This is a genomic window from Paraplanobispora takensis, assembly GCF_016863195.1.
Classification (GTDB): domain Bacteria; phylum Actinomycetota; class Actinomycetes; order Streptosporangiales; family Streptosporangiaceae; genus Planobispora; species Planobispora takensis.
Genome location: NZ_BOOK01000002.1, coordinates 16,398 through 41,069 on the forward strand (window position 1 = coordinate 16,398; position 24,672 = coordinate 41,069).

20 protein-coding genes are annotated in these 24,672 nt (G+C 71.4%); 12 read left to right on the forward strand and 8 right to left on the reverse strand.

The features are described from left to right. Window positions 1-79: 79 nt before the first annotated feature. On the reverse strand, window positions 80-1,132 hold the full coding sequence (locus Pta02_RS01775) for a hypothetical protein (RefSeq protein ID WP_203872852.1): 1,053 nt from the start codon (window positions 1,130-1,132) through the stop codon (window positions 80-82). A 112-nt stretch (window positions 1,133-1,244) separates the two neighbouring features. Between Pta02_RS01775 and Pta02_RS01780 the strand changes: the two genes are divergently transcribed. After that, the gene (locus tag Pta02_RS01780) at window positions 1,245-1,703 is read left to right on the forward strand and encodes a MarR family winged helix-turn-helix transcriptional regulator (RefSeq protein ID WP_239129308.1); all 459 of its coding nucleotides are present in this window, start codon (window positions 1,245-1,247) and stop codon (window positions 1,701-1,703) included. A gap of 33 nt (window positions 1,704-1,736) precedes the next feature. Then, entirely contained in the window at window positions 1,737-2,498 is a 762-nt protein-coding gene (locus Pta02_RS01785; RefSeq protein WP_203872854.1) for an SDR family oxidoreductase, read from the forward strand. 18 nt (window positions 2,499-2,516) lie between these two features. Here Pta02_RS01785 and Pta02_RS01790 read toward each other — a convergent pair whose 3' ends face one another. The 4 genes from Pta02_RS01790 to Pta02_RS01805 all read right to left on the reverse strand — a co-directional run bounded on the left by Pta02_RS01790 (window position 2,517) and on the right by Pta02_RS01805 (window position 8,394). Beyond that, window positions 2,517-3,680, reverse strand: a complete 1,164-nt coding sequence (locus Pta02_RS01790) for a pyridoxal phosphate-dependent aminotransferase (protein ID WP_203872855.1) — start codon at window positions 3,678-3,680, stop codon at window positions 2,517-2,519. A 127-nt stretch (window positions 3,681-3,807) separates the two neighbouring features. Beyond that, a complete protein-coding gene (locus Pta02_RS01795; RefSeq protein ID WP_203872856.1) occupies window positions 3,808-5,412 on the reverse strand; it encodes a GGDEF domain-containing protein in 1,605 nt (534 codons plus the stop codon). A 119-nt stretch (window positions 5,413-5,531) separates the two neighbouring features. Then, complete coding sequence (locus tag Pta02_RS01800; RefSeq protein WP_203872857.1) at window positions 5,532-7,010, reverse strand: long-chain-fatty-acid--CoA ligase; 1,479 nt, start codon at window positions 7,008-7,010, stop codon at window positions 5,532-5,534. Further along, window positions 6,997-8,394: a PucR family transcriptional regulator gene (locus Pta02_RS01805; RefSeq protein WP_203872858.1), complete on the reverse strand. Its 1,398-nt coding sequence runs from the start codon at window positions 8,392-8,394 to the stop codon at window positions 6,997-6,999. The genes Pta02_RS01800 and Pta02_RS01805 overlap by 14 nt, the downstream gene beginning before the upstream one ends. Window positions 8,395-8,585: 191 nt before the next feature. Between Pta02_RS01805 and Pta02_RS01810 the strand changes: the two genes are divergently transcribed. The 6 genes from Pta02_RS01810 to Pta02_RS01835 all read left to right on the forward strand — a co-directional run bounded on the left by Pta02_RS01810 (window position 8,586) and on the right by Pta02_RS01835 (window position 14,143). Continuing rightward, on the forward strand, window positions 8,586-9,344 hold the full coding sequence (locus Pta02_RS01810) for an ABC transporter ATP-binding protein (protein WP_203872859.1): 759 nt from the start codon (window positions 8,586-8,588) through the stop codon (window positions 9,342-9,344). Continuing rightward, on the forward strand, window positions 9,341-10,108 hold the full coding sequence (locus tag Pta02_RS01815; RefSeq protein ID WP_203872860.1) for an ABC transporter ATP-binding protein: 768 nt from the start codon (window positions 9,341-9,343) through the stop codon (window positions 10,106-10,108). The genes Pta02_RS01810 and Pta02_RS01815 overlap by 4 nt, the downstream gene beginning before the upstream one ends. Before the next feature lie 4 nt (window positions 10,109-10,112). Beyond that, the gene (locus tag Pta02_RS01820; RefSeq protein WP_203872861.1) at window positions 10,113-10,994 is read left to right on the forward strand and encodes a branched-chain amino acid ABC transporter permease; all 882 of its coding nucleotides are present in this window, start codon (window positions 10,113-10,115) and stop codon (window positions 10,992-10,994) included. Next, complete coding sequence (locus Pta02_RS01825; protein ID WP_203872862.1) at window positions 10,991-12,028, forward strand: branched-chain amino acid ABC transporter permease; 1,038 nt, start codon at window positions 10,991-10,993, stop codon at window positions 12,026-12,028. Before Pta02_RS01820 ends, Pta02_RS01825 begins: the two co-directional genes overlap by 4 nt. 3 nt (window positions 12,029-12,031) lie before the next feature. Beyond that, window positions 12,032-13,309 carry an ABC transporter substrate-binding protein gene (locus Pta02_RS01830; RefSeq protein ID WP_203872863.1) on the forward strand — a complete coding sequence of 426 codons (1,278 nt, stop codon included), beginning with the start codon at window positions 12,032-12,034 and terminating at the stop codon, window positions 13,307-13,309. 186 nt (window positions 13,310-13,495) lie between these two features. Next, complete coding sequence (locus Pta02_RS01835) at window positions 13,496-14,143, forward strand: adenylate kinase family protein (RefSeq protein ID WP_203872864.1); 648 nt, start codon at window positions 13,496-13,498, stop codon at window positions 14,141-14,143. 51 nt (window positions 14,144-14,194) lie between these two features. On the opposite strand, the gene Pta02_RS01840 is transcribed toward Pta02_RS01835, so the two are convergent. Both Pta02_RS01840 and Pta02_RS01845 read right to left on the reverse strand, forming a co-directional pair. Further along, on the reverse strand, window positions 14,195-16,618 hold the full coding sequence (locus Pta02_RS01840; RefSeq protein WP_203872865.1) for a polysaccharide lyase 8 family protein: 2,424 nt from the start codon (window positions 16,616-16,618) through the stop codon (window positions 14,195-14,197). A 154-nt stretch (window positions 16,619-16,772) separates the two neighbouring features. Beyond that, a complete protein-coding gene (locus tag Pta02_RS01845) occupies window positions 16,773-17,960 on the reverse strand; it encodes a cation diffusion facilitator family transporter (RefSeq protein WP_203872866.1) in 1,188 nt (395 codons plus the stop codon). 130 nt (window positions 17,961-18,090) lie between these two features. Between Pta02_RS01845 and Pta02_RS01850 the strand changes: the two genes are divergently transcribed. The 4 genes from Pta02_RS01850 (at window position 18,091) to Pta02_RS01865 (ending at window position 22,371) form a co-directional block, all read left to right on the forward strand. Then, window positions 18,091-18,384: an ArsR/SmtB family transcription factor gene (locus tag Pta02_RS01850; protein WP_239129319.1), complete on the forward strand. Its 294-nt coding sequence runs from the start codon at window positions 18,091-18,093 to the stop codon at window positions 18,382-18,384. Window positions 18,385-18,553: 169 nt separating this feature from the next. Further along, entirely contained in the window at window positions 18,554-20,221 is a 1,668-nt protein-coding gene (ctaD, locus tag Pta02_RS01855) for an aa3-type cytochrome oxidase subunit I (protein WP_239129344.1), read from the forward strand. Between the two features lie 31 nt (window positions 20,222-20,252). Further along, entirely contained in the window at window positions 20,253-20,573 is a 321-nt protein-coding gene (locus Pta02_RS01860; protein ID WP_203872869.1) for a DUF3040 domain-containing protein, read from the forward strand. 217 nt (window positions 20,574-20,790) lie between these two features. After that, on the forward strand, window positions 20,791-22,371 hold the full coding sequence (locus tag Pta02_RS01865; protein ID WP_203872870.1) for a cellulase family glycosylhydrolase: 1,581 nt from the start codon (window positions 20,791-20,793) through the stop codon (window positions 22,369-22,371). A gap of 438 nt (window positions 22,372-22,809) precedes the next feature. Here the strand turns inward: Pta02_RS01865 and Pta02_RS01870 are convergent, their stop codons facing one another. Further along, on the reverse strand, window positions 22,810-24,624 hold the full coding sequence (locus tag Pta02_RS01870) for a flavin-containing monooxygenase (protein ID WP_203872871.1): 1,815 nt from the start codon (window positions 24,622-24,624) through the stop codon (window positions 22,810-22,812). Window positions 24,625-24,672 lie beyond the last annotated feature (48 nt).

Here is a 24,672-nt window from a genome sequence, read left to right on the forward strand (position 1 = left end):
ACCTCATGCAGGACATTAACCGGTGCCTGCGACAGAACCGCGCCATCGGGGTCAGGGGACCCCTCCGGTCACACCCGGCTCAGGCGTCCTGCCGATCGTGCTCGGGCCCGGCGTCCTGCCGATCGTGCTCGGCCGCCCTCCCGCCGGTCACCAGTCTGGACACTCTCAGCCCCAGCCAGATCAGCACCGCCACCACGGCGACCAGGAGGTACTCGATCAGCGGGATGCGGACGACCTCGTCGACCGAGCCGAAGCCGCGGACGCCGTACACCGCCACCACCGCCCCCGCGTAGCCGGCGGCCAGCAGCCACCGGGTCGCCGCGGAGAGCCCGAGGCCGTGCATCTGGGTGACGACGAAGACCCCGAGGAAGCCGAACAGGAACATCGGCCAGGCGCCGTCGGGACCGCTGGTCATCACCGCCACCAGGGTGCCGTGCACCGCGACCATGATCTCCAGGGTGAAGGTCCACCGGCGGCCGGTGTGCGCCCGGGTCAGGAAGAGGCTGCCCTGCAGCAGGAGCAGGAACATGTAGAAGAAGCCGATCAGGTGCCCGCTGGTGGCCTCCATCGGGTGGTACCAGAAGGTGTAGACGGCGGCCCAGCTGAACAGATAGCCGTGGTACCTGCGGGCGAAGCCCGCCACCTCCCGCCCGATGGGCGCCGGCCGGCCGAGGAACAGGCCGCGGCGCCGGTTCTCCATCAGCAGCACGACGACCAGCAGCAGGACGACCGAGCCCTGCGAGCTGAAGATGGACACGTCCTGGGCGAGGCCGTCGTAGAACACGTGGGTCTGCACGGTGTGCAGCAGGATGAAGCCGAAGTTCACCGCCAGGGCCACGACGTTGACGCGGTGCAGGCCCGAGGTGTAGCTGCGGACCCGGGTCTGGGCGTAGTAGATCAGGCCCCACAGCGCCACCTGGTGGGCGGCGTAGCCGAGCCAGGCCGAGGCCCGGGTCCAGAAGGTCGGCTCGGGGAGTTTCCAGTAGTACCAGGACGCGCCCTGGTCGGGCAGCAGCCGGATGCCGTGCAGCCGCTGACCGAGCAGCCACACCATCCCGGTCAGTACGGCACTGGCCGCGATGCCGATGATGAGGGCGCGGTGGGCGCTCCGTCCCGCCGTATCGTTCAGCATGCTGATGATTATTCATTTGTTCAGTAGGCTGAACAATATGACGGCGGCAGTGTGTGACCTCCGATCACGGCACGATGTGGGAGCCGGACCTCGGTTCTGTGACAATGGGCCGGTGGCCGAAGGGGATGAGCAGCACGTCGTACGGCATCCCGACGCGGTGCGCGCCGACATCCGATCCTGGCCGACCGGCCGCCTGCTGTCGGTGGCCGCCCGGGTGGTGGAGGGGCGCTTCCACGACTTCCTGGCCGGTCACGGCCTCACCCACGCGGGCCTGATCGTCCTGCACCACGCAGCCGAGGGCCCGCTGACCCAGCGCGAGCTCGCCACGCTGTGCCGGGTGACCGACCAGACGATGAGCAGGACGATCGGGCATCTGCGCCGCTCCGGCCACGTGGTCAAGGAGACCGACGCCCACGACCGGCGCCGCGTCCTCATCGGGATCACCCCCGGCGGGCGCCGGGTGCTGGACGAGGCGCGAGAGCAGGAGCGCCGCTCCGACGCGCTCTTCGGCGCGCTGGACGACTACGCCGGATTCCGCGACCAGCTGATCACGCTGATCACCGCCGTCTGAGCCGGTCCACCGAGGCAGGGAGCGCACAACCGGATGACAACGATCGTGGTGACCGGCGGCACCCGGGGCATCGGCCTCGGCCTGGCCCGGTCCTTCCTGGCACGCGGCCATCAGGTGGTGGTGTGCGGCAGCCGGGCCGACTCGGTACGGCGGGCCGCCGCGGACCTCGGCGTCCTGGCGCTGGTCGCCGACGTCGCCGACCGCTCTCGGCTCCAGTCGTTGTGGGAGGCCGCCGTCGAGCGCCACGGCAGGGTCGACCTGTGGATCAACAACGCCGGGATCTCCCACTCCCGGGTCCCGCTGTGGCGGCTGCCCGCGGAGGAGGCCCGCCCGGTCGTGGAGGCGAACCTCCTGGGCGTCCTGAACGGCTGCGCCGTGGCGGTGGCGGGCATGGCCGCCCAGGGCGGCGGCCACGTGTGGAACATGGAGGGCCTGGGCAGCGACGGCCGTACCGTGCCCGGCCTCGGCGTCTACGGCGCCACCAAGCGGGCGGTGACCTACCTGACCCGGACCATGGTCAAGGAGATGCCGCCCGGCGTCTCGGCCGGCCTGCTCAGCCCGGGCATGGTGGTCACGGACCTGCTCACCCACGACTACGGTCCCGAGGAGCTGGCACGGGTCAGGAAGGTGTTCGACATCCTGGCCGACCGGGTCGAGACCGTCACCCCGTGGCTGGCCGAACGCGCGATCACCCACGCCCGCAACGGCGCCCACGTGCGCTGGCTGACCCCCGCCAAGATCGCGGCCCGCTTCGCCGCCGCCCCCTTCCGCAGGCGCGAGCTGTTCGAGGACTGACGGCGTTCCCGGAGGGGATCAGGCCGATATGGGGTTCACCCGCCGGTGGTGAAGGCCGATGACGGGCACCTCGTGCAGGCTGCCCGAGTACAGGAACTGCGTCATACCGATCAGCAGCCGCCGTACGTCCTCCTGCGGGCGGACCACCAGGCGCAGGAACTGGCTGGTCGTGCCGAGCTTGTTGCCGCACTCGCGGACGTAGACGCCGTGCTCGGTGAGCAGGTGGTCGCGCAGCGGCACCCCGTCGCGCCCCGGCGGCAGCTTCACCAGCAGGAAGTTGCCCTGGGAGGCGAAGACCGACAGCTCCGGCATGGTGCTGAGCTGCTGGAACATCGCGCGCCTGTCGTAGGCCAGGCGCTTGAGGCTCTCGCGGTACTCGCTCATGTACTGCTTCATCATGAACACCACGACCTCGGCGAAGGAGTTGAGGTTCCACTTGGGCAGCGCGTCGCGCACCCTGCCCGCCAGCGCCGGGTTGGCGACCATGTAGCCGAACCGGATGCCGTGCAGCCCGAAGTTCTTGCCCAGGCTGCGCAGCACGATCACGTTCGGCCGGACCGCCGCCTCCGCGGCCACCCCCGGGTACGGCTCGGCGTCCACGAACTCGCCGAAGGACTCGTCGACGATCACCAGGTCCAGGTCGATGAGCCGGTCGAGCAGGCGCAGCACCTCGTGCTTGGGCAGGTACCCGCCGTCGGGGTTGTTGGGGTTGCAGATCACCGCCACGCGCGAGCCGCGGGTGCGGACGAAGGAGACGTAGCCGTCCACGTCCAGGGCGAAGTTGCGGCTCTCCAGCAGGGGATACATGTCGACCCGCTTGCCGGTCTCCAGCGGCTGGTCGGTCCAGCGGCCGAAGGTCGGGATCGGTACGGCCAGGCTCTCCTTGACGAGGAGATGGTCGATCCAGGTGATCAGCTCGGTGGACCCGTTGCCCATGGCGACCGTCTTGGGGTGCAGCCCGAGCGTGGAGCACAGCTCCGCGGTGATCGTGTCGGCGTCGCTCGGATAGAACTTCAGGATCGTCTCCAGGTTCCTCCCGAGGTGCTCGAAGATCTCCGGGGTCGGGAAGTAGGGGTTGCACGGGATGCAGAAGTCCACCGGGGGCAGCTGCTCCGACGACCCCCGCAGCAGCGAGAAGTACGAAGGGCTGTGCGCCTGCGCGCGCAATAGGCTGAGCTCCACGACACCTCCATAGGCACGCGTCCGACGTGTGAAGGTACGCGCCTGCGGAGTGATCGGTTCAGCCGGTTCTCAGGCCGCGGTGCCGTACGGGCCGGGCCGCGGGGCGCGGGCGGCGGTGCCGTACGGGTCAGGCCGCCACGCCGGACGGTCCGGAGCCGAGGGCCGGTTCGACCCGGTTGCGCCCCGCCCGCTTGGCGGCGTAGAGCGCCCGGTCGGCGGCGTTCAGCAGGTCGTCGCAGCTCAGGCCGGGGGCGAAGGAGGCCACGCCCGCGCTGACGGTGATCGACAGGACGTGGTCGTCCACCCGGATGGAGTCGGCCTCCACCCTCCCGCGCAGCGTCTCCGTCCGCGCGAGCGCCTGCTCGCCGCTCACGCCGGGGAACAGGATGACGAACTCCTCGCCGCCGTGGCGGGTCACGACCTCGTCCCGGTGGAACTCGGCCGACAGCAGCTCGGCGAGGCGGACCAGGACCCGGTCGCCGGCCAGGTGGCCGTAGCGGTCGTTGATCTGCTTGAAGTGGTCGATGTCGAGGAGGGCGAGGCTGAGCGGCGAGCCCTCCCGCCCGGCCCGCTCCGTCTCCCGGAGCAGGCGGTCCACGAGGTGGCGGCGGTTGTGCAGGCCGGTCAGCGTGTCCCGGACGGCCTGCTCGGCCAGGTCGGCGCGGAGGATCTCGATGGTGTGCAGCTGGCTGCGCAGCCGGGCGTTGGCCGCCTCCAGCTCGACCCGCTGGCGGTTGAGCGCGGTGATGTCCCTGGCGACCACGGCCCAGCCGGCGTGGTCGCCGCGGCTGTCGCCCAGCGCGCTGACGCGCACGTTCAGATCCACGCCGCTGCCCTTGTAGTCGGCGTAGATCCGGTCGGTGCGGGTGCCCTCGGTCAGGTCGACGTCGCAGAGCACCTCGTTCATCGGCAGCCCCGTCAGCCGGGCGGGCAGGTCCGGCATCAGCCGCCGCACCAGCCGGTCCGCCGCCGGGTTGAGATCGAGGATCCTGGCCGACCCGTCGAGCGTCACGACCATGTCGTTGATCATCTCGAAGACGTCCTGCCGCGCCACCGGCACCAGCTCGTGCAGGGACCGGTGGACGAACAGCCAGTAGGTCACCGTCACGGTGACGCAGAAGCCGACCGGGGACAGGTCCACCTCCCGGACGACGCCGGTGATGTTGAGGAGGTTGCCGATCGTCGGGGGGAGGGCGGACAGCAGGGTGAGCCCGTACAGCATCCGCTGGTGGCGCGGGCCCCGCACCCACGCCCTCAGGATCCGTACGACGGCGATCGCGAGCAGCAGGTAGCTGTAGGCGAAGTGGGTCAGGGCGATCGGGGTCAGACCGTTGGGGTCGAGGGGGGTGGCGCCCGGGGTGACGAACCAGTGGAGCCAGGGGTCGGTGGCCACCGCGGCGACGACGATCGCGGGCTCGATCGCCAGCAGCGGGGCGGTACGGCGCGACGGCCGCCATCCCCGGTCGGTCAGGGCCCGGGACAGCAGCAGGAAGCCCGGCGGTATCGCGCAGATGCCGGAGAAGAGCACGATCCACAGCGCGAGGGGGGCCTCGGGGCCGCCGGAGACGATGATGAGCCCGCCGGCCAGGCACCACACCGCGATGGCGGTCGCGACGGCCGCCAGGATGCCGGTCGCGACGGTCGCGCGGCGCCGCCGCCAGGCGACGCCCGCCACTCCGGCGGCCGCCAGCGCCGACAGGATGAAAAGCAGGGCCAGGGCAGTCTCCCGCACCTCCCGCACTCCTCTCGCCGTCACCGATCACACAGAACACCTCGGTGTCCCATCGGCCCGGCCCGGTCCGGCCTGAGGATTTCCCGCGGGGAAGACGCGGACCGGTCGCGCAGCGCGGGCTAGTCGTGCAGCGACAGCGCGATGGCGCGTTTGAGGACCTTCCCGGTGGGGCTCGTCGGCAGCTCGTCGGTGAACGCGATCTGCCGGGGGTACTTGTAGGCGGCCATCCGCTCCCTGGCGAAGGCGCGCAGCTCCTCGGGCCCGACCGGCGCGCGCAGCGTCACCACGGCCGCGATCTCCTCGCCGAGCTCCGGGTGGGGGATCCCGACCACCGCCGCCTGCCGGACGGCGGGATGCTCGTACAGGACCTCCTCCACCTCGCGGGGGTAGACGGTGTAGCCGCCCCGGATGATCACGTCCCGGCGCCGCGCGACGAGGAAGAAGAACCCCTCCTCGTCGACCCTGCCGAGGTCGCCGGTGTGGAACCAGCCGTCGCGCACGGCCGCCGCGGTCTCCTCGGGGTTGTTCCAGTAGCCCTTCATCACGTTGGGCCCCCGGATGACGATCTCGCCGACCTGTCCGCACGGCAGCTCCCGGCCGCCCTCGTCGACGATCCTCATCTCGACGCCCTTGATGGGCCGGCCCAGCGACCCGGCCCGGCGGCCGGGACCGGCGCGGTTGGACGCGGCGACCGGGGAGGTCTCGCTGAGGCCGTACCCCTCCACGATCTCGCAGCCGAACCGGGTCTCGTAGGCGCGCAGCACGTCGAGCGGCATGGCGGCGCCGCCGGAGACGCACACGCGCAGCAGCGACATGTCGGAGGCCCCGGGGTGGTCGAGCAGGGCGATGTACATCGTGGGCACGCCCTGGAAGACCGTGACGCCGTCCCTGCGGATCACCTCCAGCGCCCGGCCGGCCTCGAAGCGCGGCAGCAGCGTCAGGCGGGCGCCGGAGTGGACGGTCGCGTTGAGCGAGCACGTCTGCCCGAAGGAGTGGTAGAGCGGCAGCGCGCCGAGGACGACGTCGTCGACCCCGAGCGCCTGCATGCGGGCGACCGCCGCGGCGTTGCCCCCCAGGTTGGCGTGGGTGAGCTCGATGCCCTTGGCCCGGCCGGTGGTGCCGGAGGTGTAGTGGAGGACCGCGGTGTCCCCGGCCGCCCGCGGGGCGACCGCGCGCTCGGCCGGCATGCCGCGCAGCAGCCGGGGGAACTCCTCGGGCACCACGAAGAAGCAGTCGGCGCCGGTGCCGACGGTCCCGGCCTCGGCGGTCTCGGCCAGGGCGTGCCAGGCGATCAGCAGCCGGGCCCCGCAGTCGCCGACGTAGGCGGCGATCTCCCGCCTGCGCAGCAGCGGATCGAGCGGGACGACCACGGCCCCGGCCCGCAGGACCCCGTAGTAGACGACGGCGAACTCCGGGACGTTCGGCAGCATGATCGCCACCCGGTCGCCGGCGCGGATCCCGTGCCGGTCCAGCAGGGTCGCCACCCGCGCGCTCATCAGGTCCAGGACCCCGTAGGTGATCTCCGCCTCGTCGAGCGTGACGACCGCTCTGCCGGCGAGCCGCTCGGCGGTGAGGCGCAGCCGGTCAGCGAGGTTCATGGAAGCGACCGTACGCCCGGCCCGCATGGCGATCATCGGTCGCGGTCGCCAGTCTTCTCCGCCCGGAATTGGTGTCCGGCGGCAACGAGTCGTGCAGCGAGATCGCGACGAGCAGGTCGACGAGGTCGTTGATCCGGCGCAGGTTGCGCCCGGTGCGCTCGCGGATCCGCCGCAGCCGGTACTGGGCGGTGTTGGGGTGGATCTGCAGCCGTTCGGCGGCGGTGCGCAGGTTCAGGTCGGCGGCGGCGAAGGCCCGGATGGTGGCGGTGAGCACGCCGCCGCGCGCCCGGTCCTCGGCCAGGAGCGAGGTGATCCGCGGATCGACCAGGTGCCGGGCGGTGTCGTCGGCCCGCAGCGCCAGATACTGGAAGGGCGTGATCCTGGGCAGCGCCGCCACCCCGCCCTCCTCGGGCAGGAACTCCAGCACCGCGCGGGCCTCCTGGTAGGCCTGCGGGATGCGGGCGGTCCCGTCGATCACGGTGCTGACGCCCATCGCCAGGACGATCTCCTCGCTCAGCAGGTTCTCCCGTACGGCCTGCAGCCGGTCGCACAGCTCCTCGGGGTCGCCGCCCGGCCCGAGCACGGGGAGGGCCACGATCTCCGAGTGCCGCACGACCGACAGCGTCCTGGTGCCGTTGCCCCAGGTCCTGGCGATCGCCGCGCACGCCGCGTGCCGGGCGTCGGCGCCCCGGTCCGGGCCGGTCGGCACGGCCGCCGCGCACGCCCCCGGCGTCTGCGGCAGCAGGACCGCGATCACCACGAGCATCGGGGTGGAGGTCTCGGGCCAGAGCCCGTGCGCCTGGGCCGCGGCGATCTGCCGGCCCCGGGCGGGCGTGCCCCCGGCCAGGAAGGTCTCCAGCAGGTCCCTGCTCTCGCGCACCGCCTCGGCGGCGGCGTACTGCTGGAACTCCATGTACGCGTTGGCCGCGTGGGTGCTGGCGAAGTCGCAGTAGCGCATCAGCGGGGCCGCCAGCGAGAGCGCGGCGTCGTGGCCGGCGAACGAGCGGCCGGCGCGTTCGATCACCGCCTCCCAGAAGACCTGCTGGCCCACGCGGAAGGCGTTGATGTAGTCGGCCAGGGCGACCCCGGCCCGGGCCCGGCGCATCGCCGCCCGGCGGGTGAAGGCGATGTCGTCGAGCGTCACCGTGCGGTCCTCGAACAGGACGGCCAGCTTGCTGCGGTAGTGCTGGACCACCTGGTCGCGCACGTCGGAGTGGAAGGACGCGTCCTGGGCCGCGTACGCCGGGATCTCGGCCCGCATCGTCGTGACCGCGGTGTCGGCGAGATCGCCCAGGTCGTCGAGGAGTTCGGAGAGGATGCGCGCGCGCTCGGCGCGGACCGCCTCTGCCGCCGTGAGGGTTCCCGTGCTGAAACCACCGGACATGCCGGGATGATCCCTGCTCACGGCGGGGCGGTCAACGATTCGTGACCACTCCGAGACGGAGGCTGTGCGCGGCGGACAAGAGCCCTGACACATCTTGGGTGGCCGTGCCCAATGCGGTCTCCGGCGGGCGGAACCTACGCTAACCACGACTTCAGAACATTGTTCTTCCATCCCTGCGCCCGGGAGGCCGGATGCTGGAGGTACACGATCTCACAGTTCGCTTCGGGGGCATCACCGCGCTCGAGGGCGTGGGGTTCTCCGTGCGGGACGGGGAGATGGTGGGGCTCATCGGGCCCAACGGCGCCGGCAAGACCACGCTGTTCAACTGCCTGACCCGGCGCTACGAGGCCGACGGCGGGAGCGTCGTCTACGAGGGCGGAGACCTGCTGGCCGTGCCGCCGCACGCGATCGCGCCGCTGGGCATCGCCCGGACCTTCCAGAACCTCGGCCTGTTCCCGCACATGTCGGTGCGCGACAACGTCATGGTCGGCGCGCACCACCGCGGCGGGGCCGGCTTCCTGACCGCCTCGCTGTGGCTGCGGCCGGTCCGCCGGGAGGAGGCCCGGCTGCGCGCCGAGGCGGAGGAGATGCTGCGACGGCTGGAGCTGACCGCGGTCGCCGACCACCCGGCGACGGGGCTGCCCTTCGGCACGCTCAAGCGGGTGGAACTGGCCAGGGCCCTGGTCTCGCGCCCCCGGCTGCTGCTGCTCGACGAGCCGGTCAACGGGCTCAACTCCGCGGAGGTCCAGGAGTTCTCCGGCACGCTGCGCGCGATCCGCGAGGAGTTCGGCCTGACCATGGTCGTGGTCGAGCACCACATGGGCTTCGTCATGGGGATCTGCGACCGGATCGTCTGCCTGAACTTCGGCCGCAAGATCGCCGAGGGCTCGCCCGCGGAGGTCCAGCGCGACCCCGAGGTGATGCAGGCCTACCTGGGGACGGCCGTATGAACGAGCGGGCCGGCGAGCGCGGGGCGGACCCCGGACCGCCCGGCGGGGACGCCTTCCTGACGGTCACGGACCTGCACGCCGGGTACGGCGAGGCCAGGGTCCTGCACGGGGTGAACCTGACCGTGGGCCGCGGGGAGATCTGCGCCATCCTCGGGCCCAACGGGGCGGGCAAGACCACCCTGCTGCGGGCGCTGTCGGGCATGGTCCGGGTACGCGGCGCCGTACGGCTCGACGGGGCCGACCTGACCAGGCGCCCGCCGGACGCCGTCGCCCGGCGGGGCGTCGCGCACGTGCCCGAGGGACGCGGCACTTTCATGCCGCTGACCGTCGAGGAGAACCTGCGCCTGGGCGCCTTCGTGCGGCGGGGCCGCGGCGAGGTGGAGGCCGACCTGGAGCGGATCCACGGCTACTTCCCGGTGCTGCGGGAGCGGCTGCGGCAGCCGGCGGGCAGCCTCAGCGGCGGCGAGCAGCAGATGCTGGCCATCGGCAGGGCGCTCATGCTGCGGCCTCGGCTGCTCCTGCTGGACGAGCCCTCCCTGGGGCTGGCCCCGATCGTCACCCGGGAGCTGTTCCGCATCGTGCAGACGATCAACGAACAGGAGCGGACCACCGTGGTCGTCGTCGAGCAGAACGCCCATCTCGCCCTCGACGTCGCCGGCCGGGCGCACGTCCTGGAGACCGGGCGGATCGTCCTGTCGGGATCGGCGGAGCGGATCAGGGCGGACGAGCAGGTCGCCCAGTCCTACCTCGGATACCGGGTGTAGAGCCATGGCCGGATTCCTGCAGCAGATCATCGAGGGCCTCGGCGCCGGGGCGATCTACGCCAGCCTCGCCCTCGCCCTGGTGCTGATCTACCAGTTCACCGGGATCGTCAACTTCGCCCAGGGCGAGATGGCGATGTTCTCCACCTACATCGCCTGGCAGTTCACCGCCGGGGGCATGCCGTTCTGGCTGGCCCTGGTGCTCACGCTGGCGGTGTCCTTCGCGGGCGGCATGCTCATCGAACGGGTGCTCATCCGTCCCGTGGAGGGCGCCCACGAGCTGACCGTGGTGATCGTCAGCGTGGGGCTGTTCATCTTCGTCAACGCCGCCGCCGGGTGGATCTGGACGTTCCTGATCAAGGACTTCCCCAACCCGTTCCCCGGCGGCGCGATCGAGGCCGGCGGGCTCACCGTGGGGTTCTCGACGCTGGGGATCCTCCTGGTGGTCGGGGCCGTCATGGGCCTGCTGTACCTGCTGTTCCAGCACACCAAGATCGGCCTGGGGATGCGCGCCGTGGCGACCAACCCCGAGTCGGCCCGGCTGGTCGGCATCCGGGTCGGCTGGACGCTCGCGCTCGGCTGGGGCCTGGCGGCCACGGTCGGCGCGGTCTCGGGGATCCTGGTGGCGCCGCTGCTGTTCCTGGAGCCCAACATGATGAGCGGCGTCCTCATCTACGCCTTCGCCGCGGCGACCCTCGGCGGGTTCGACAGCCCGGCCGGAGCGGTGGCGGGCGGCCTGATCGTCGGCGTCGCCGAGACGCTCGCCGGGGCGTACGCAGGCTTCATCGGGTCCGACCTCAAGATCGGGGTCCCGCTGGTCATCATCCTCGGCGTGCTTCTGGTACGGCCGCAGGGCCTGTTCGGCAGAGCGGCGGTGGAGCGGGTATGACGACGGGACCGACGGAAGTGACGGACAAGCCGGCGCCGGCGGCGGCGCCCGCCCGGGGCGGGATCCTGGCGCGCGTCACCGGCGCCGGCTGGCGCCGGCCGGCGGTGGCGGTGCTGCTGGTGCTGGCCTGCTACGCGCCGTTCCAGCTCGTGCCCTTCCGCGTCTTCCAGCTCACCATGGTGCTGGTCTACGCGGTGGCGCTGCTGGGACTGAACCTCCTGGTCGGCCACGCCGGCCAGATCTCCCTGGGCCACGGCGCGTTCATGGCCGTCGGGGCCTACGGGGCCGCGATCATGCTCGACCGGTGGGACGTGCCGCACCTGGTGACCCTGCCGGCCGCCGCCGCGCTGGCGTTCGTGCTCGGCCTGGGCCTCGGCCTGCCCGCCGTACGGCTGCGCGGGCTCTATCTGGCCCTCGTGACGCTGGCCATCGCGATCTTCCTGGTGCCGCTGCTCAAGCGGTTCGAGTCGGTGACCGGCGGCTCCATGGGGCTGACGCTCGCCAAGCCGGCGCCGCCGGCGTGGACGGGGCTGGCCGAGGACCAGTGGCTGTACTTCCTGGCGCTGGCCGTGACCGTCACCGCCTTCCTGCTGGCCCACGGCCTGCTGCGCTCGCGCGTCGGCCGGGCCCTGCACGCCGTACGGGACAACGAGACGGCGGCCGAGGTCATGGGCGTGCGGCTGCCGTTCTACAAGCGGCTGGCCTTCGCCTGGAGCGCGATGTTCGCGGGTGCGGCGGGTTGCGTCTACACCTGGGTCATCGGGTTCGTCTCCCCGGACTCGTTCGCCGTCACGCTCTCGATCACCCTGCTGGCGGGCCTCGTCGTCGGCGGCCTGGGCTCGTTCGCGGGCCCGCTGCTCGGCGGGCTCTTCGTGATGTTCGTGCCCGGCATCTCCCAGGACATCAACGACGCCGCCCCCGGCGTCATCTTCGGTTTGCTGATCATCGTGGTGATGTACGTCGCCCCGACGGGTCTCGCCGGTCTGGCGGGACGCCTGGCGCGCTCGACCAAGAGAATCCTCCGGAAGGAGTAAGAAATGCGGCTATCTGCCATCGGCTGCACGGCGATGACGGCGGCGATGCTGCTCGCCGCGGCGGCCTGCGGAGGACGACAGGAGGCCCAGACCGGCTCGACGACGGCCGCCGGCCAGTGTCAGGGGCAGCAGACCACCGGCATCACGGACACGAGCATCAAGCTCGGCGGCATCTACCCGCTGTCCGGGCCCGCCTCCGCCTACGGCGACATCCCCAAGGGCATCAAGGCCTACTTCGACTACGTCAACGCCGAGAAGAACGGGATCGGCGGGCGCAAGGTCGAGTTCGTGGTGCGCGACGACGGCTACCAGCCGCCCAAGGCCGTGGAGGAGGCGCGCAGGCTCGTCGAGCAGGAGCAGGTCTTCGCGCTGTTCCAGACGCTGGGCACGCCCTCGACCACGGCGACCTGGGACTACGCCAACCAGCGCAAGGTCCCCCAGATCTTCGTGGCGACCGGCGCCTCGAAGTGGGGCACCGACACCGCGCACCCGTGGACCATCGGCTGGCAGCCGAACTACGTCTCCGAGGCCCGCGTCTACGCGCAGTACCTCAAGCAGGAGCGTCCCGACGCCAAGGTGGCGGTGCTGTACCAGAACGACGACTTCGGCAAGGACCTGTTCGGCGGGTTCCAGCGGGCCGTCGACGGCAGCCGGATCAAGGTGGTCGCCGAGCAGAGCTACGAGGTCACCGACCCGAGCATCGACCCGCAGATGCGCAACCTCGCCGAGTCCGGGGCCGATGTGTTCCTCAACATCACGACACCGAAGTTCGGCTCCCAGGCATTGGCGGCCGACGCCAAGAACACGGGCTGGAACCCGCTGCACATCGTCAACAACGTCTCCTCCTCGATCACCGTCCTCAAGCCGGTCGGCTTCAAGAACGTGCAGGGCGTGGTGTCCGCCGCGTACTACAAGGACCCCAACGACCCGCAGTGGAAGAACGACCCGGAGATGATGCTCTACTTCGAGAAGATGAAGCAGTACGCCCCCGACGCCAACCCGGCCGTCCCGTACTTCGCCTTCGGCTGGGCGGTGGCCAGCAGCTTCCACAAGGCGATGGAGTCGGTGAAGTGCCCGACGCGCGAAGGGCTGCGCGACTCCGTGCGCGCGCTGAACAACGTCCAGGTCGGCATGCTGCTGCCGGGGGTGACGATGACCACCGGGGCCGACGACGGCTTCCCCATCGAGTCCATGCAGCTCATGGAGTTCAAGGGCGAGCGGTGGGAGCTCTTCGGCGACGTGATCGACACCCGTAAGGAGTTCGGTCCCCTGACCAACTGAAACCGCGGGACGGGGCCGGTCCGGAGGTGGCGGCCGCCCGACCGGCCCTCCCCCGTCCCGGGTGCCCCCGCGCTCTCCACCGGACATCGGCGTGTCACGCCGGTGTCCGGTTCCGCAGGTATGAAATCCGGTGGGATGGTGACGAATGCCTGAGGAAGAACGGCCTGCGCCCGGCGGAGAGTGACGATGCGGAAATACGTGATCATGGGAGTTCAGGGGAGCGGGAAGGGCACCCAGAGCACGTTGCTCGCCGACGACCTCGACCTGGTGCACATCAGCGTCGGCGAGATCTTCCGCTGGCACGTCAAGAACCACACCAAGGTCGGCGCCCAGGTCCGCCGGGTGGTCGCCGCGGGGGAGCTGGTGGGGGACGACCTGGTCGAGGACGTCGTCGGCACCCGGCTCCAGTGGCACGACTGGAACTACGGGTTCATCGTCGACGGGTTCCCGCGCAACCGGCGCCAGGCCGAGTTCTTCCTGGAGAGCTACGACATCGACGGCGTGATCCATCTCGACCTGCCCGACGAGGAGGTACGGCGGCGCGTGCTCGCCCGGCGGCTGTGCTCGCGGTGCGGCATGGACTACAACCTGATCGCCCACCGGCCCGAGGTCGAGGGCACGTGCGACGTCTGCGGAGGCGAGCTCGTCGCGCGTGAGGACGACACCCCCGAGGCCCTCGCCACGCGGCTGCGCGACTACCACGAGAAGACCGATCCCGTGCTGGAGCTGTTCCGGCGCAAGGAGTACGTCGTGACGATCGACGCCAGGGCCGGAAAGCTCGCGGTCCAGCAGGAGATCCGGGCCCGGCTCGGACTGCCGCCCCACACCGCCTGATCGCGCGGGCGGCGGCCGGGCCGGTCACGCGGCGGGCTCATGTCGGCGGCTTCATGTCGGCGGGCTCAGCCGTACGGTGACCGTGTTCGAGGCGCCGCCCCGGTCGGCCAGCCGTCCGAAGGCGAGGACGAGCCGCTCGCCGGTGGCGGCGCGGGTCAGGAGCCGGTGCCCGCGGAGCACCCCGGACACCGGCCGGTTCCAGGTCACGGTCAGCTCGTCCAGGTCGCGGCGGGGGTCCGAGACGCTCAGCGTGGCCGTGCCGTCGCCGCGCTCCCTGACCAGGACCGCGCACGGGGCGGAGGCGGTCAGGTCGCCCGCGGTCCCGGCGTTCCAGAAGTTGGCCGCGGTGATCCCCAGCGACGGGATCCGTACGGCCTGCAGGCGGGAGGTGTTGGCGAGCACGCCCACCCAGCCGGGGGAGGCGGCGCGGGCCGCGGTCCCGGCCGCAGTCGCCCCGGGCAGGAGGAGATAGAGGTAACCGGCCGAGCGGGGGTCGACGCCGTGGTCGAGCCAGAGCGTCACGTACTCCCTGACCGCCGCACCGGCCGCCGTAGTGGAACCGGCCGCGCGCCCGTCCGCGCTCCGGTCCCCGGTGCGGCGGGCGGGGTCCTCGGCGCGTTCCCCGCGCAGCGTGCGCAGGGGGCCGCCGCCGAGCAGGACGTAACCGCCGTGGCCCTCCAGGTGCGCCCAGCGCGCCCCCGCATCCGTCTCCGTGCCTGCGCCCGTCTCTGTCCCTGCGCCCGTCCCTGCGCCCGTGCCGCCGCCCACGGTGAGCCGCGCCCCGGTCCTGCGGTTGTCCACGACGGTCTCGACCGGCACGCCGTCCCCGCCGGTGATGCCCGCGCCCAGGCAGACCACGGCGTCGTCGAGGAAGACCCACGACTTGAAGGCCTCCATCGTGCTCTCGAAGCCGTACAGGTGCTGGCCGACCGTGGCGTACACGCCGTCGGTGGCGCCGCCCGCCCAGCGGGCCGGCGGGCAGGTGTCGCCCCACCCCCGCCCCGCGCCGTCGGCCAGACGCAGGGTGGAGACGGTCGTGCCCGGCAGGCGGTAGGGGTCGACGGTGGACCAGAAGGAGTCGGAGTACTGGTCGCCGTGGCCCCCGGCCCACCAGTAGAGCATCCCCGAGCCGGTGTGCCAGCCGCGCAGGTTCTCGCCGTTGCCGTGCTCGTAGTGGCCGATCCACTCGGAGGCCATGCTGAGCCCCGCGCACCAGCCCGGCCTGCGGTGCACGGCCCGGGCGCTCATCGGCAGCAGCCGGTGCCCGGCGGGCTCGCCGGCGGCGGGGACCGCGTCGTCGTCCATGATCGCGGCGAGGCGGGCGTGGAAGCCCAGGTCACCGCGCTCGGCCGCCTCCAGCATGGGCACGTGGGTGTCGCGCAGCGCCCATCCCTTGACCATGGCCCGCCAGCGGGCGCGCTCGGCGGCCGAGGCCGTCTCGCCCAGCAGCAGGACCGAGGCGGCGATCTCCCGCCCCTTGCGGTGGTCACCGTACGGCTCCCTGCCGACCGCGCGGCCGCGGACCAGGTCCATGCAGAAGCCGTCGTGGACGAACGGGGCGAACGACCTCTCGACGCTGTCGAGGACGATCTGCCGGGACGGGTCGGTGATCTCCCACGGCGAGCCGCGCAGCACCGCGGACAGCGTCGCGAGCCCGGCCAGCAGCGCCGCTCCGTAGGCGCCCTGGTAGGGGACGGTCGTGTGCTGGATGAACGAGCCGTCCCGGTGGAACCCGTCGCCCTCGGAGACGTGGCGGAAGACCGGGGAGAGGGCCGAGACGGCCGCCGAGGCCCTGCGCGGGTCGGATCCGAGGACGGCGCGCAGCAGCGTCACCGTGCACAGGTCCACGCGGTTGGCCCCGGTGCTGGTGCCGCTGTAGTCGTCCAGGCGGCTCTCGGGGACGAAGTGGTCCACCGCCTCCCGCAACGCCTCGCTCCGCCGGTCGGTCAGGTGCGGGCCGATCAGTATGGCCGCGTCCAGGAGCGCCCGGGGGACGCCGATCTGCCAGTGCCACCAGTTGCCGACCGCGTCGGCGCCCGCGGCGTACACCCGCCTCCGGTAGTGGTCGACGCCGGTGGCCACGGCCGCCGCCAGGCCCGCGTCACCGGTCAGCCCGGTCCCCGGCAGGACGTGGGCCCGGGCCATGGCCCGCAACCGGGCCGGGGTGGCGACGAACGAGGGGAAGGGCAGATCCGGCCACAGCGACGCGCCGGCCGGCTCCATGGTGTCCCGGTGACCGGCCGCCGTCGCCCCCAGCGCGGCCAGCCGGCTCCGGTACGGCTCCGCCGCCGCGTCGAACCCCGACCCCGCCGTCACCTCCCGCCACCGCCGGCGCAGCAGGGCGAAGGAGGCCGCCTCCCGCGGGGAGGGCGCGGGGGGAGCGCCCCGCGTGCGCGTGGCGTCGGCGGAGAGCAGCGCACCGGTCCCGGCGAGCCCGCCGAGCCAGAGGAAGGAGCGCCTGGAGTGTCGGGCCACGTATGGATTATTCACACGGAGGCGGACCCGGATCACTCACCCGGAGGCGGGCCTTTCGCGCGGGGACTCGGGGAGCCGGGGGCCGGGTGCCCGGCGAGGCGGCCAGAGGCCGGGGTACGGGGTTCCTGGTGATGAGTGGCCGGGGCGCGAGGGTTCAGCGGTGGGTGACCAGGGGGGCGTGGTGGTCGGTGCCGGCGGGGCCGTCGGGGTCGGCGTGCACGGTGGCGGCCGTCAGCCGGGGGAGGGCGTGGATGAGCCGGTGCTCGGCCTCGACGGCCACGGCGTGCGCCTGGACCAGGGAGAGCCGGTGGCCGACCAGGATGTCGACCTCCGCCCGCATCGTGTGGCCGATCCAGCGCATCCGCACCGCCTCCACCCGCCTGACGCCGGGCACGGCGGCGAGGACCTGCTCGGCCCGCTCGACGAGGTGCGGGTCGACGGCGTCCATCAGCCGCTGGTAGATCTCGCGGGCGGCGTCGCGCAGCACGAAGCAGATGGCCACCGTGATCAGCAGGCCGACGACCGGGTCGGCGAGGGGGAGGCCGATCGCGGTGCCGCCGGCGCTGAGGAGGACGGCCAGCGAGGTGAAGCCGTCGGTGCGGGCGTGCAGGCCGTCGGCGACCAGGGCGGCCGAGCCGATCTCCCGGCCGACCCTGATGCGATAGCGGGCGACCAGTTCGTTGCCCAGGAAGCCGACGAGACCGGCCGCGGCCACCCAGCCGAGCGCGCGCACCTCCTGCGGGTCGATGAGCCGGCGGACGGCCTCATAGCCCGCCAGCCCGGCCGAGACCGCGATGAGCAGCACGATGACGATGCCCGCCAGGTCCTCGGCCCGGCCGTACCCGTAGGTGAAGCGGCGGGTGGCCGATCTGCGGCCGAGTGAGAACGCGATGGCCAGGGGGATCGCGGTCAGCGCGTCGGCGAAGTTGTGCAGGGTGTCGCCGAGCAGCGCCACCGAGCCGGAGAAGGCGACGATGACCGCCTGGACGACGGCGGTGGCCAGGAGCGCGGCGAAGGAGACGGCCAGGACCCGCATGCCGCGGTCGCTGGTCTCCAGCGCCCTGTCGGTCTTGTCGGCGCTGTCGTGGCTGTGCGGGGTGAGGAGGTGCCTGGCGCCCGCCAGCAGCCGGCCGGGTCCCCGGCCGTGATCGTGCCCGTGCCCGTGTCCATGCCCGTGCCCGGCGTTGTGGCCGTCGGCGTGCCCGTGCCCGTGCCCGTGCCCGTGCCCGTGCCCGTGCTCGGCGTTGTGGCCGTGCCCGGTGCCGTGACTGTCCGCGTGCCCGTGTCCGGCGTCGCCGTCCGCGTGCCCGTGACCGTGGCCGGTGTCCTGCTGCTCCGACATGATCGGCTCCTGTTTGCCACCAACGTCCAGGTAGGCCATCATATGTAGTTATATACGCACACGACAACGGATCAGGTGCCGGGGCATGCATGACCGACCCAGTGAGCATGACCAACCCACTGACCGTCAGGTGGAGGCGGCCGTCGAGGCCTTCCGCATGCTCAGTGACGGCACCCGGCTGAAACTGATGTGGCTGCTCTCCTCGGGGGAGTACGACGTCGGCTCGCTGGCCGAGGCCATCGGCGCCGCGCGTCCCTCGGTCTCCCAGCATCTGGCCAGGCTCCGCCTCGGCGGGCTGGTCCAGACGCGCAGGCAGGGCCGCCGGATCCTGTACCGGGCCAGGGACGCCCACGTCCGGTCCCTCATCAGGGAGGCCTTCTCCCACGCCGACCACGAGGTCTCCGGCATCCCCCGCCACGACTGAGTGCCCCCGCCGGCCCGGTCCGCGGCGTCCCATGACGACTGATTCAGAGGGATATGCCAGAAGATCTGGCGTCCGGCGGCTCGACGGCGCAGCATGAGAGGCGCCGCAGTGACTCGGCAGTCCGAGGGAGGACAGGGTGACGACCTACAAACCGTCCGCCGAAGAACCACTGGCCGCCGAACCCGTCCGGGTCAGGCGTCGTACGGGGGCCGCCCTCGTGAACTGGCTGTCGAGCACCGACCACAAGGTGATCGGCCACCTCTACATGGTCACCTCGTTCGCGTTCTTCCTGATCGGCGGCGTCATGGCGCTGATCATCCGGGCGGAGCTGGCCCAGCCGGGCCTGCAGGTGACCACCAACGAGCAGTTCAACCAGCTGTTCACCATGCACGGCACGATCATGCTGCTGATGTTCGCCACCCCGCTGTTCGCCGGCTTCACCAACGAGCTGATGCCGCTGCAGATCGGCGCGCCGGACGTGGCCTTCCCGCGGCTGAACATGGTCAGCTACTGGCTTTTCACCTTCGGCAGCCTCATCGCCCTGTCAGGCTTCCTGACCCCCGACGGCGCCGCCGCCTTCGGCTGGTTCGCCTACACCCCGCTGTCGAACGTCATCGCCTCCCCCAGCGTCGGCGCCGATCTGTGGATCATGGGCCTGGCCATCAGCGGTCTGGGCACGATCCTGGGCGCGGTCAACTTCATCACCACGATCGTCTGCATGCGCGCGCCCGGCATGACCATGTTCCGCATGCCGATCTTCACCTGGAACGTGCTGCTCACCTCGGTGCTCGTGCTGATGGCCTTCCCGGTGCTGGCCGCGGCGCTGCTCGTCCTGGAGTCCGACCGCAAGCTCGGCACCCACGTCTTCGACCCGGCCACCGGCGGGCCGCTGCTGTGGCAGCACCTGTTCTGGTTCTTCGGCCATCCCGAGGTCTACATCATCGCGCTGCCGTTCTTCGGGATCATCACCGAGGTGATCCCGGTCTTCAGCCGCAAACCCCTGTTCGGCTACGTCAGTCTGGTGGGCGCCACCATCGCCATCGCCGGGCTGTCCATGACGGTCTGGGCGCACCACATGTTCCCGACCGGCCAGGTGCTGCTGCCGTTCTTCTCGTTCATGACCTTCCTGATCGCGGTCCCGACGGGGGTGAAGTTCTTCAACTGGATCGGCACCATGTGGCGGGGGCATCTGTCGTTCGAGTCGCCGATGCTGTTCGCGGTCGGGTTCCTGGTGACCTTCCTGTTCGGCGGCCTGACCGGCATCATCCTGGCCTCGCCGCCGCTGGACTTCCCGATCACGGACTCCTACTTCGTGGTGGCGCACTTCCACTACGTGGTCTTCGGCACCGTGGTCTTCGCGATGTTCTCGGGCTTCTACTTCTGGTGGCCCAAGATGACCGGCAAGATGCTCAACGACACGCTCGGCAAGGTGCACTTCTGGCTGCTGTTCATCGGCTTCCACACCACCTTCCTGGTGCAGCACTGGCTGGGCGCGCAGGGCTTCCCGCGCCGCTACGCCAACTACAGCCCGATCGACGGCTTCACCGACCTGAACCTGGTCTCCTCGATCGGCGCCCTGATCCTGGGCGCCTCGACGCTGCCGTTCCTCTACAACGTCTGGCACACCGCGCGCCACGCGCCCAAGGTCACGGTCGACGACCCGTGGGGCTACGGCAACTCCCTGGAATGGGCCACCTCGTGCCCGCCGCCGCGGCACAACTTCGTCTCGCTGCCGCGCATCCGGTCCGAGCGGCCCGCCTTCGACCTCAAGAACCCGTACCTGACCACCGCGACGCCATCCGAAATCGACCCGGCCGACCCCGCCGAGAAGACCTGAGGGGGAGACCGGGGGCAAGGAGCGATGCCGTATGGGCCTGTCGAGGAGGGAGGCCCAGATCCTGGCGGAGATCGAGTGGATGCTCCAGCACCAGGATCGAGCCTTCGCCCGCCGTATCGATCTCCTGAACGCCGCCCGGCCCGAGCAGGACGGCCGGCGGTTCGCCTGCCGGCTCAGCCGCAAGGAGATCATCTGGGTCATCGTGGCCACCCTGGCCGCGGCCCTGGTCCCGGCCTTTCTCACTCTGGCGCTCTCCGCTTCCGCGTGCGGGCCGCAGCCGTCCCGGCCGTCCGCCCCGCCGATGGCCGCGGCGACCCCCGTCCCGTCCCCGTGGACTTCCTGCCCGCCGTGAGAGCGCGCCGTGAGGCTGAAACTTTCACCGTGGGAGACCGGCGCCCGAACCGGACGTCCGAGCTAGGAGGGGACGCGGGCGGCCCGGGGACGGAGGGCCGGTGCGGGGGCTGTTGACTTCCGCCGGGCGGGCACCGAACCATGACGACGCGGCCGGCCGCATCGTTCGATCACGAGGTCCTCACCTCGCGAGCAGCTCCCGTTCGAAGGGCGTCTTCATGGAAGTCCTGCGCGTTCGCAGATGGCAGGCCGCGCTCGCGGCGGTCGCGGCCGCCGCCGCCGTGGTGGCCGGGATCGGTTCCTCCCCCGCCGGGGCGGCGGCCGGAACCGGCACCGGCTACCTGCACACCTCCGGCAACAAGATCGTTGACAGTACGGGCGCGACCGTCCGGCTGACCGGCATCAACTGGTTCGGCATGGAGACCGACAACAAGACCTTCCACGGGCTGTGGTCGGGCAACCCGTGGAAGAGCCAGATCGACACGATGGCCAGGCTCGGCTACAACACCCTGCGCGTGCCGTTCTCCAACGACGCGCTGAAGCCGGGGGCGACCGCCAGCGGCGTCAACGACTACGTCAACCCCGACCTGGTCGGCAAGTCGCCGCTGCAGATCCTCGACCTGGTCATCGACTACGCCGGTAAGAAGGGCATGCGGGTCATCCTCGACCGGCACCGCCCGACCGCGGCCGGGCAGTCAGCCCTCTGGTACGTCGCCTCGACGCCGGAGAGCACGTGGATCAACGACTGGAAGATGCTCGCCCAGCGGTACGCGGGCAACACCACCGTCATCGGCGCCGACCTGCACAACGAGCCGCACGCCGAGGGCACCAACCCCAACGCCACCGGCGCCTGCTGGGGCTGCGGCGACACGGCCCGGGACTGGCGGCTGGCCGCCGAGCGCGCGGGCAACGCGGTCCTCTCGGTGAACCCGAACTGGCTGATCTTCGTGGAGGGCGTGAGCTGCCCGAGCGGCGGCCTGTCCAACGTCTGGGACAACGACCCGGGCAACGACGAGGACTGCGGCTGGTGGGGCGGGAACCTCTCCAAGGCCAAGGAGTTCCCGGTACGGCTCAGCGTGGCGAACCGGCTGGTCTACTCGCCCCATGAGTACGCCACCTCGGTCTACCACCAGTCGTGGTTCGACGACCCGAGCTACCCGGCGAACATGCCCGCGATCTGGGACAAGTACTGGGGCTACCTCTACAAGGAGAACATCGCCCCGATCATGATGGGCGAGTTCGGCACCACCCTCCAGGCGTCCGTGGACAAGATCTGGCTCCAGGAGCTGATGAAGTACACCGGTACCGGGGTGAACGGCATGTCGTTCACCTACTGGTCGTGGAACCCGAACTCCGGGGACACCGGCGGCATCGCCAAGGACGACTGGACCAGCATCAACCAGGACAAGCAGAACATCCTCCAGCCCTACCTGATCCCGCCGGTGGGCGGGGGCGGCGACCCGACGGCGACGCCCACGGTCACCCCGACGGTCGACCCCGCCTCGTGCACCTCGTCGTACAAGCTCGTCAACTCCTGGCAGGGCGGCTTCCAGGGCGAGCTGACGATCAAGAACACCGGGGGATCGGCACTGAACAACTGGACGGCCACCTGGACGATGCCGTCGGGTGTGACGCTCGCCAGCGCCTGGAACGCCGTCGTCACGACGAACGGGACCACCTGGACGGCCAAGGGCCCGGACTGGGCGAAGAACCTGCCCGCCGGGCAGTCGGTCGCCATCGGTTTCACCGCCAACGGCCCGCAGGGCACGCCCTCCGGGGTCACCTGCCCGGGCGGCTGACGGACCCCCGCCCGCGTGCCCTCCCCGGCGCTCCGGGAGGGCCCGCGGGCGGCGGCTCCGCCGTGCGGGCCGTACTTCGGGTGAGTCGGGGGAGCAGGTCTGGGGGTTGGGGGCGGGTACGGCGGGGCGGGTTCTGCCCACCCGTGGGGCGCGTCCGGGGCCGGGCGGGTGTCGCCCACCCGGGCTGCGCCGCGGGTCGGCCGAGTCCGGCCGCGGGCATCGGGGGGTGGGGTGTCGGGGCGTCGGACACGTGGTGCACGTGGAGGCGCTCGCCGTGGTGGTGGCCGCGAGAGACCGTAGGCACCGTGTGACCCGGCGGCGGCTGAGTGCGGACGCCTTGGTGTCAGGCGGTCCCAGGCCTCACCCGTCCGAAAGGGCACACGTGTTCTTCCCGGACGGTCCGGGACAGGAGCCCACCGCAGGGACCCGCCACGGGTGTCAGCGGAAGCCGAGGCCCTCGAAGGCGCCCGAGCTGCGCCATCGGTCGATGTGCCGGAAGAAGGCCAGCGCCCCCTGCGGGTGGCCGACGTTGAGCCGGCCGCGCGGTCCGGGGTCGCGGCCCTCGTTGTTGTAGTAACCCGGCGTGCAGTCCGGTGAGCCCAGCATCATCCCCCGGCCCGACAGCAGTAGGTCGACCCAGGCGTTCTCGGCCTGCTCGGTGGTCTCGACCTCGTGGAAGCCGTTGCGCAGGGCGTGCTCGACGATCACCGCGATCGTCCTGCCCGCCTCGGTGAGGTTGTGCGGGATGTTGGAGATGAGGTTCGCGCCCTGTGTCGGCTGCACCAGGAAGGCGTTCGGGAAGCCGTGCACGTGGACGCCGTGCAGGGTGCGCATGCCCTCGGCCCAGTGCGCGGAGAGCCTGAGGCCGTCGCGGCCGGTCATGTCGTAGCCGGCCCGCCGGGTGAACTCGGTGCCGACCTCGAAGCCGGAGGCGTAGACGATGCAGTCGACCTCGTACTCCCGGCCTGCGGCGACGACCCCGCGCTCGGTGATGCGTTCCACGCCCTTGCCGCCGGTGTCGACCAGATGCGTGCCCGGGAGGTTGAAGGACTGCAGGTACTCGTCGTGGAAGCACGGGCGCTTGCACAGCTGGCGATACCAGGCCTTGAGGTTCCGGGCGGTCTCGGGGTCCTCGACGATCGCGTCGACGCGCGCGCGGATCTCCTCCATCTTCTCGAAGTCGGCGTCCTCGAAGGCCTCCAGCATCTTCTCCGGGACGAAGTCCTCGGGCGGCAGCGCCATGATCCTGGAGCGGACCCGCCGGGCGATGTCGGTCCAGCCGTCCATCACCAGGTCCTCCTCGGGCATGGCGCCCGTCTGGTTGGCCGTGAAGTTCTCCAGCCAGCGCTCCTGCCAGCCCGGTGTCGCGATCCCGGCGAACCACTCGGGGTCGGTCGGCCGGTTGTCGCGCACGTCGACCGAGGACGGCGTGCGCTGGAAGACGTACAGCTCCCCGCACGCCCGCGCCAGATGGGGCACGCACTGTACGGCCGTCGCCCCGGTGCCGATGACGGCCACCCGCCTGCCGGCGAGCCGGTCCATCGGCGCCCCCGAGGGGTCGCCGCCGGTGTAGTCGTAGTCCCACCGGCTGGTGTGGAAGCAGTGTCCCCCGAACGACTCGATCCCCGGGATGCCCGGCAGCTTCGGCACGTGCAGCGGGCCGACGCCCATGCCGACGAAGCTCGCGGTGAACTCGTCGCCCCGGTTGGTGCGGATGATCCAGCACGACCGCGCCGGGTCCCATTCGAGGTCCCGGACCTCGGTGTGGAAGAGCGCGTCGCCGTACAGGTCGTAGTGCTTGCCGATGCGCCGGCAGTGCTCGAGGATCTCGGGCGCGTGCGCGTACTTCTCCGTCGGCATGTGGCCGGTCTCCTCCAGGAGCGGCATGTACACGAACGACGCGGTGTCGCACTGCGCTCCCGGATAGCGGTTCCAGTACCAGGTGCCGCCGAAGTCGCCGCCCTTGTCGATGATGCGGACGTCGTCGACCCCGGCCTCCTTCAGCCGCGCGCCGGTGACGAGGCCGGCGAAGCCGCCGCCGATGAACGCGAACGTGACGTGGTCGGTCTTCGGCTCACGCGGGGTCACCGGGGTGTAGGGGTCGTCGAGGTAGTGCGCGAACCGGCCGGTCAGCCGGATGTACTGGTCGTTCCCGTCGGGGCGGAGCCGCTTGTCGCGCTCCTGCCGGTACTTGCGGCGCAGGGCCTCTTTGTCGATTCTGTCGGTTCCGTCGATGCGGGTGCCGGCGTCCATCACCCAGCAATACCAGAATATTGTTCGCTTGTCCCGGGCCGGTACTGA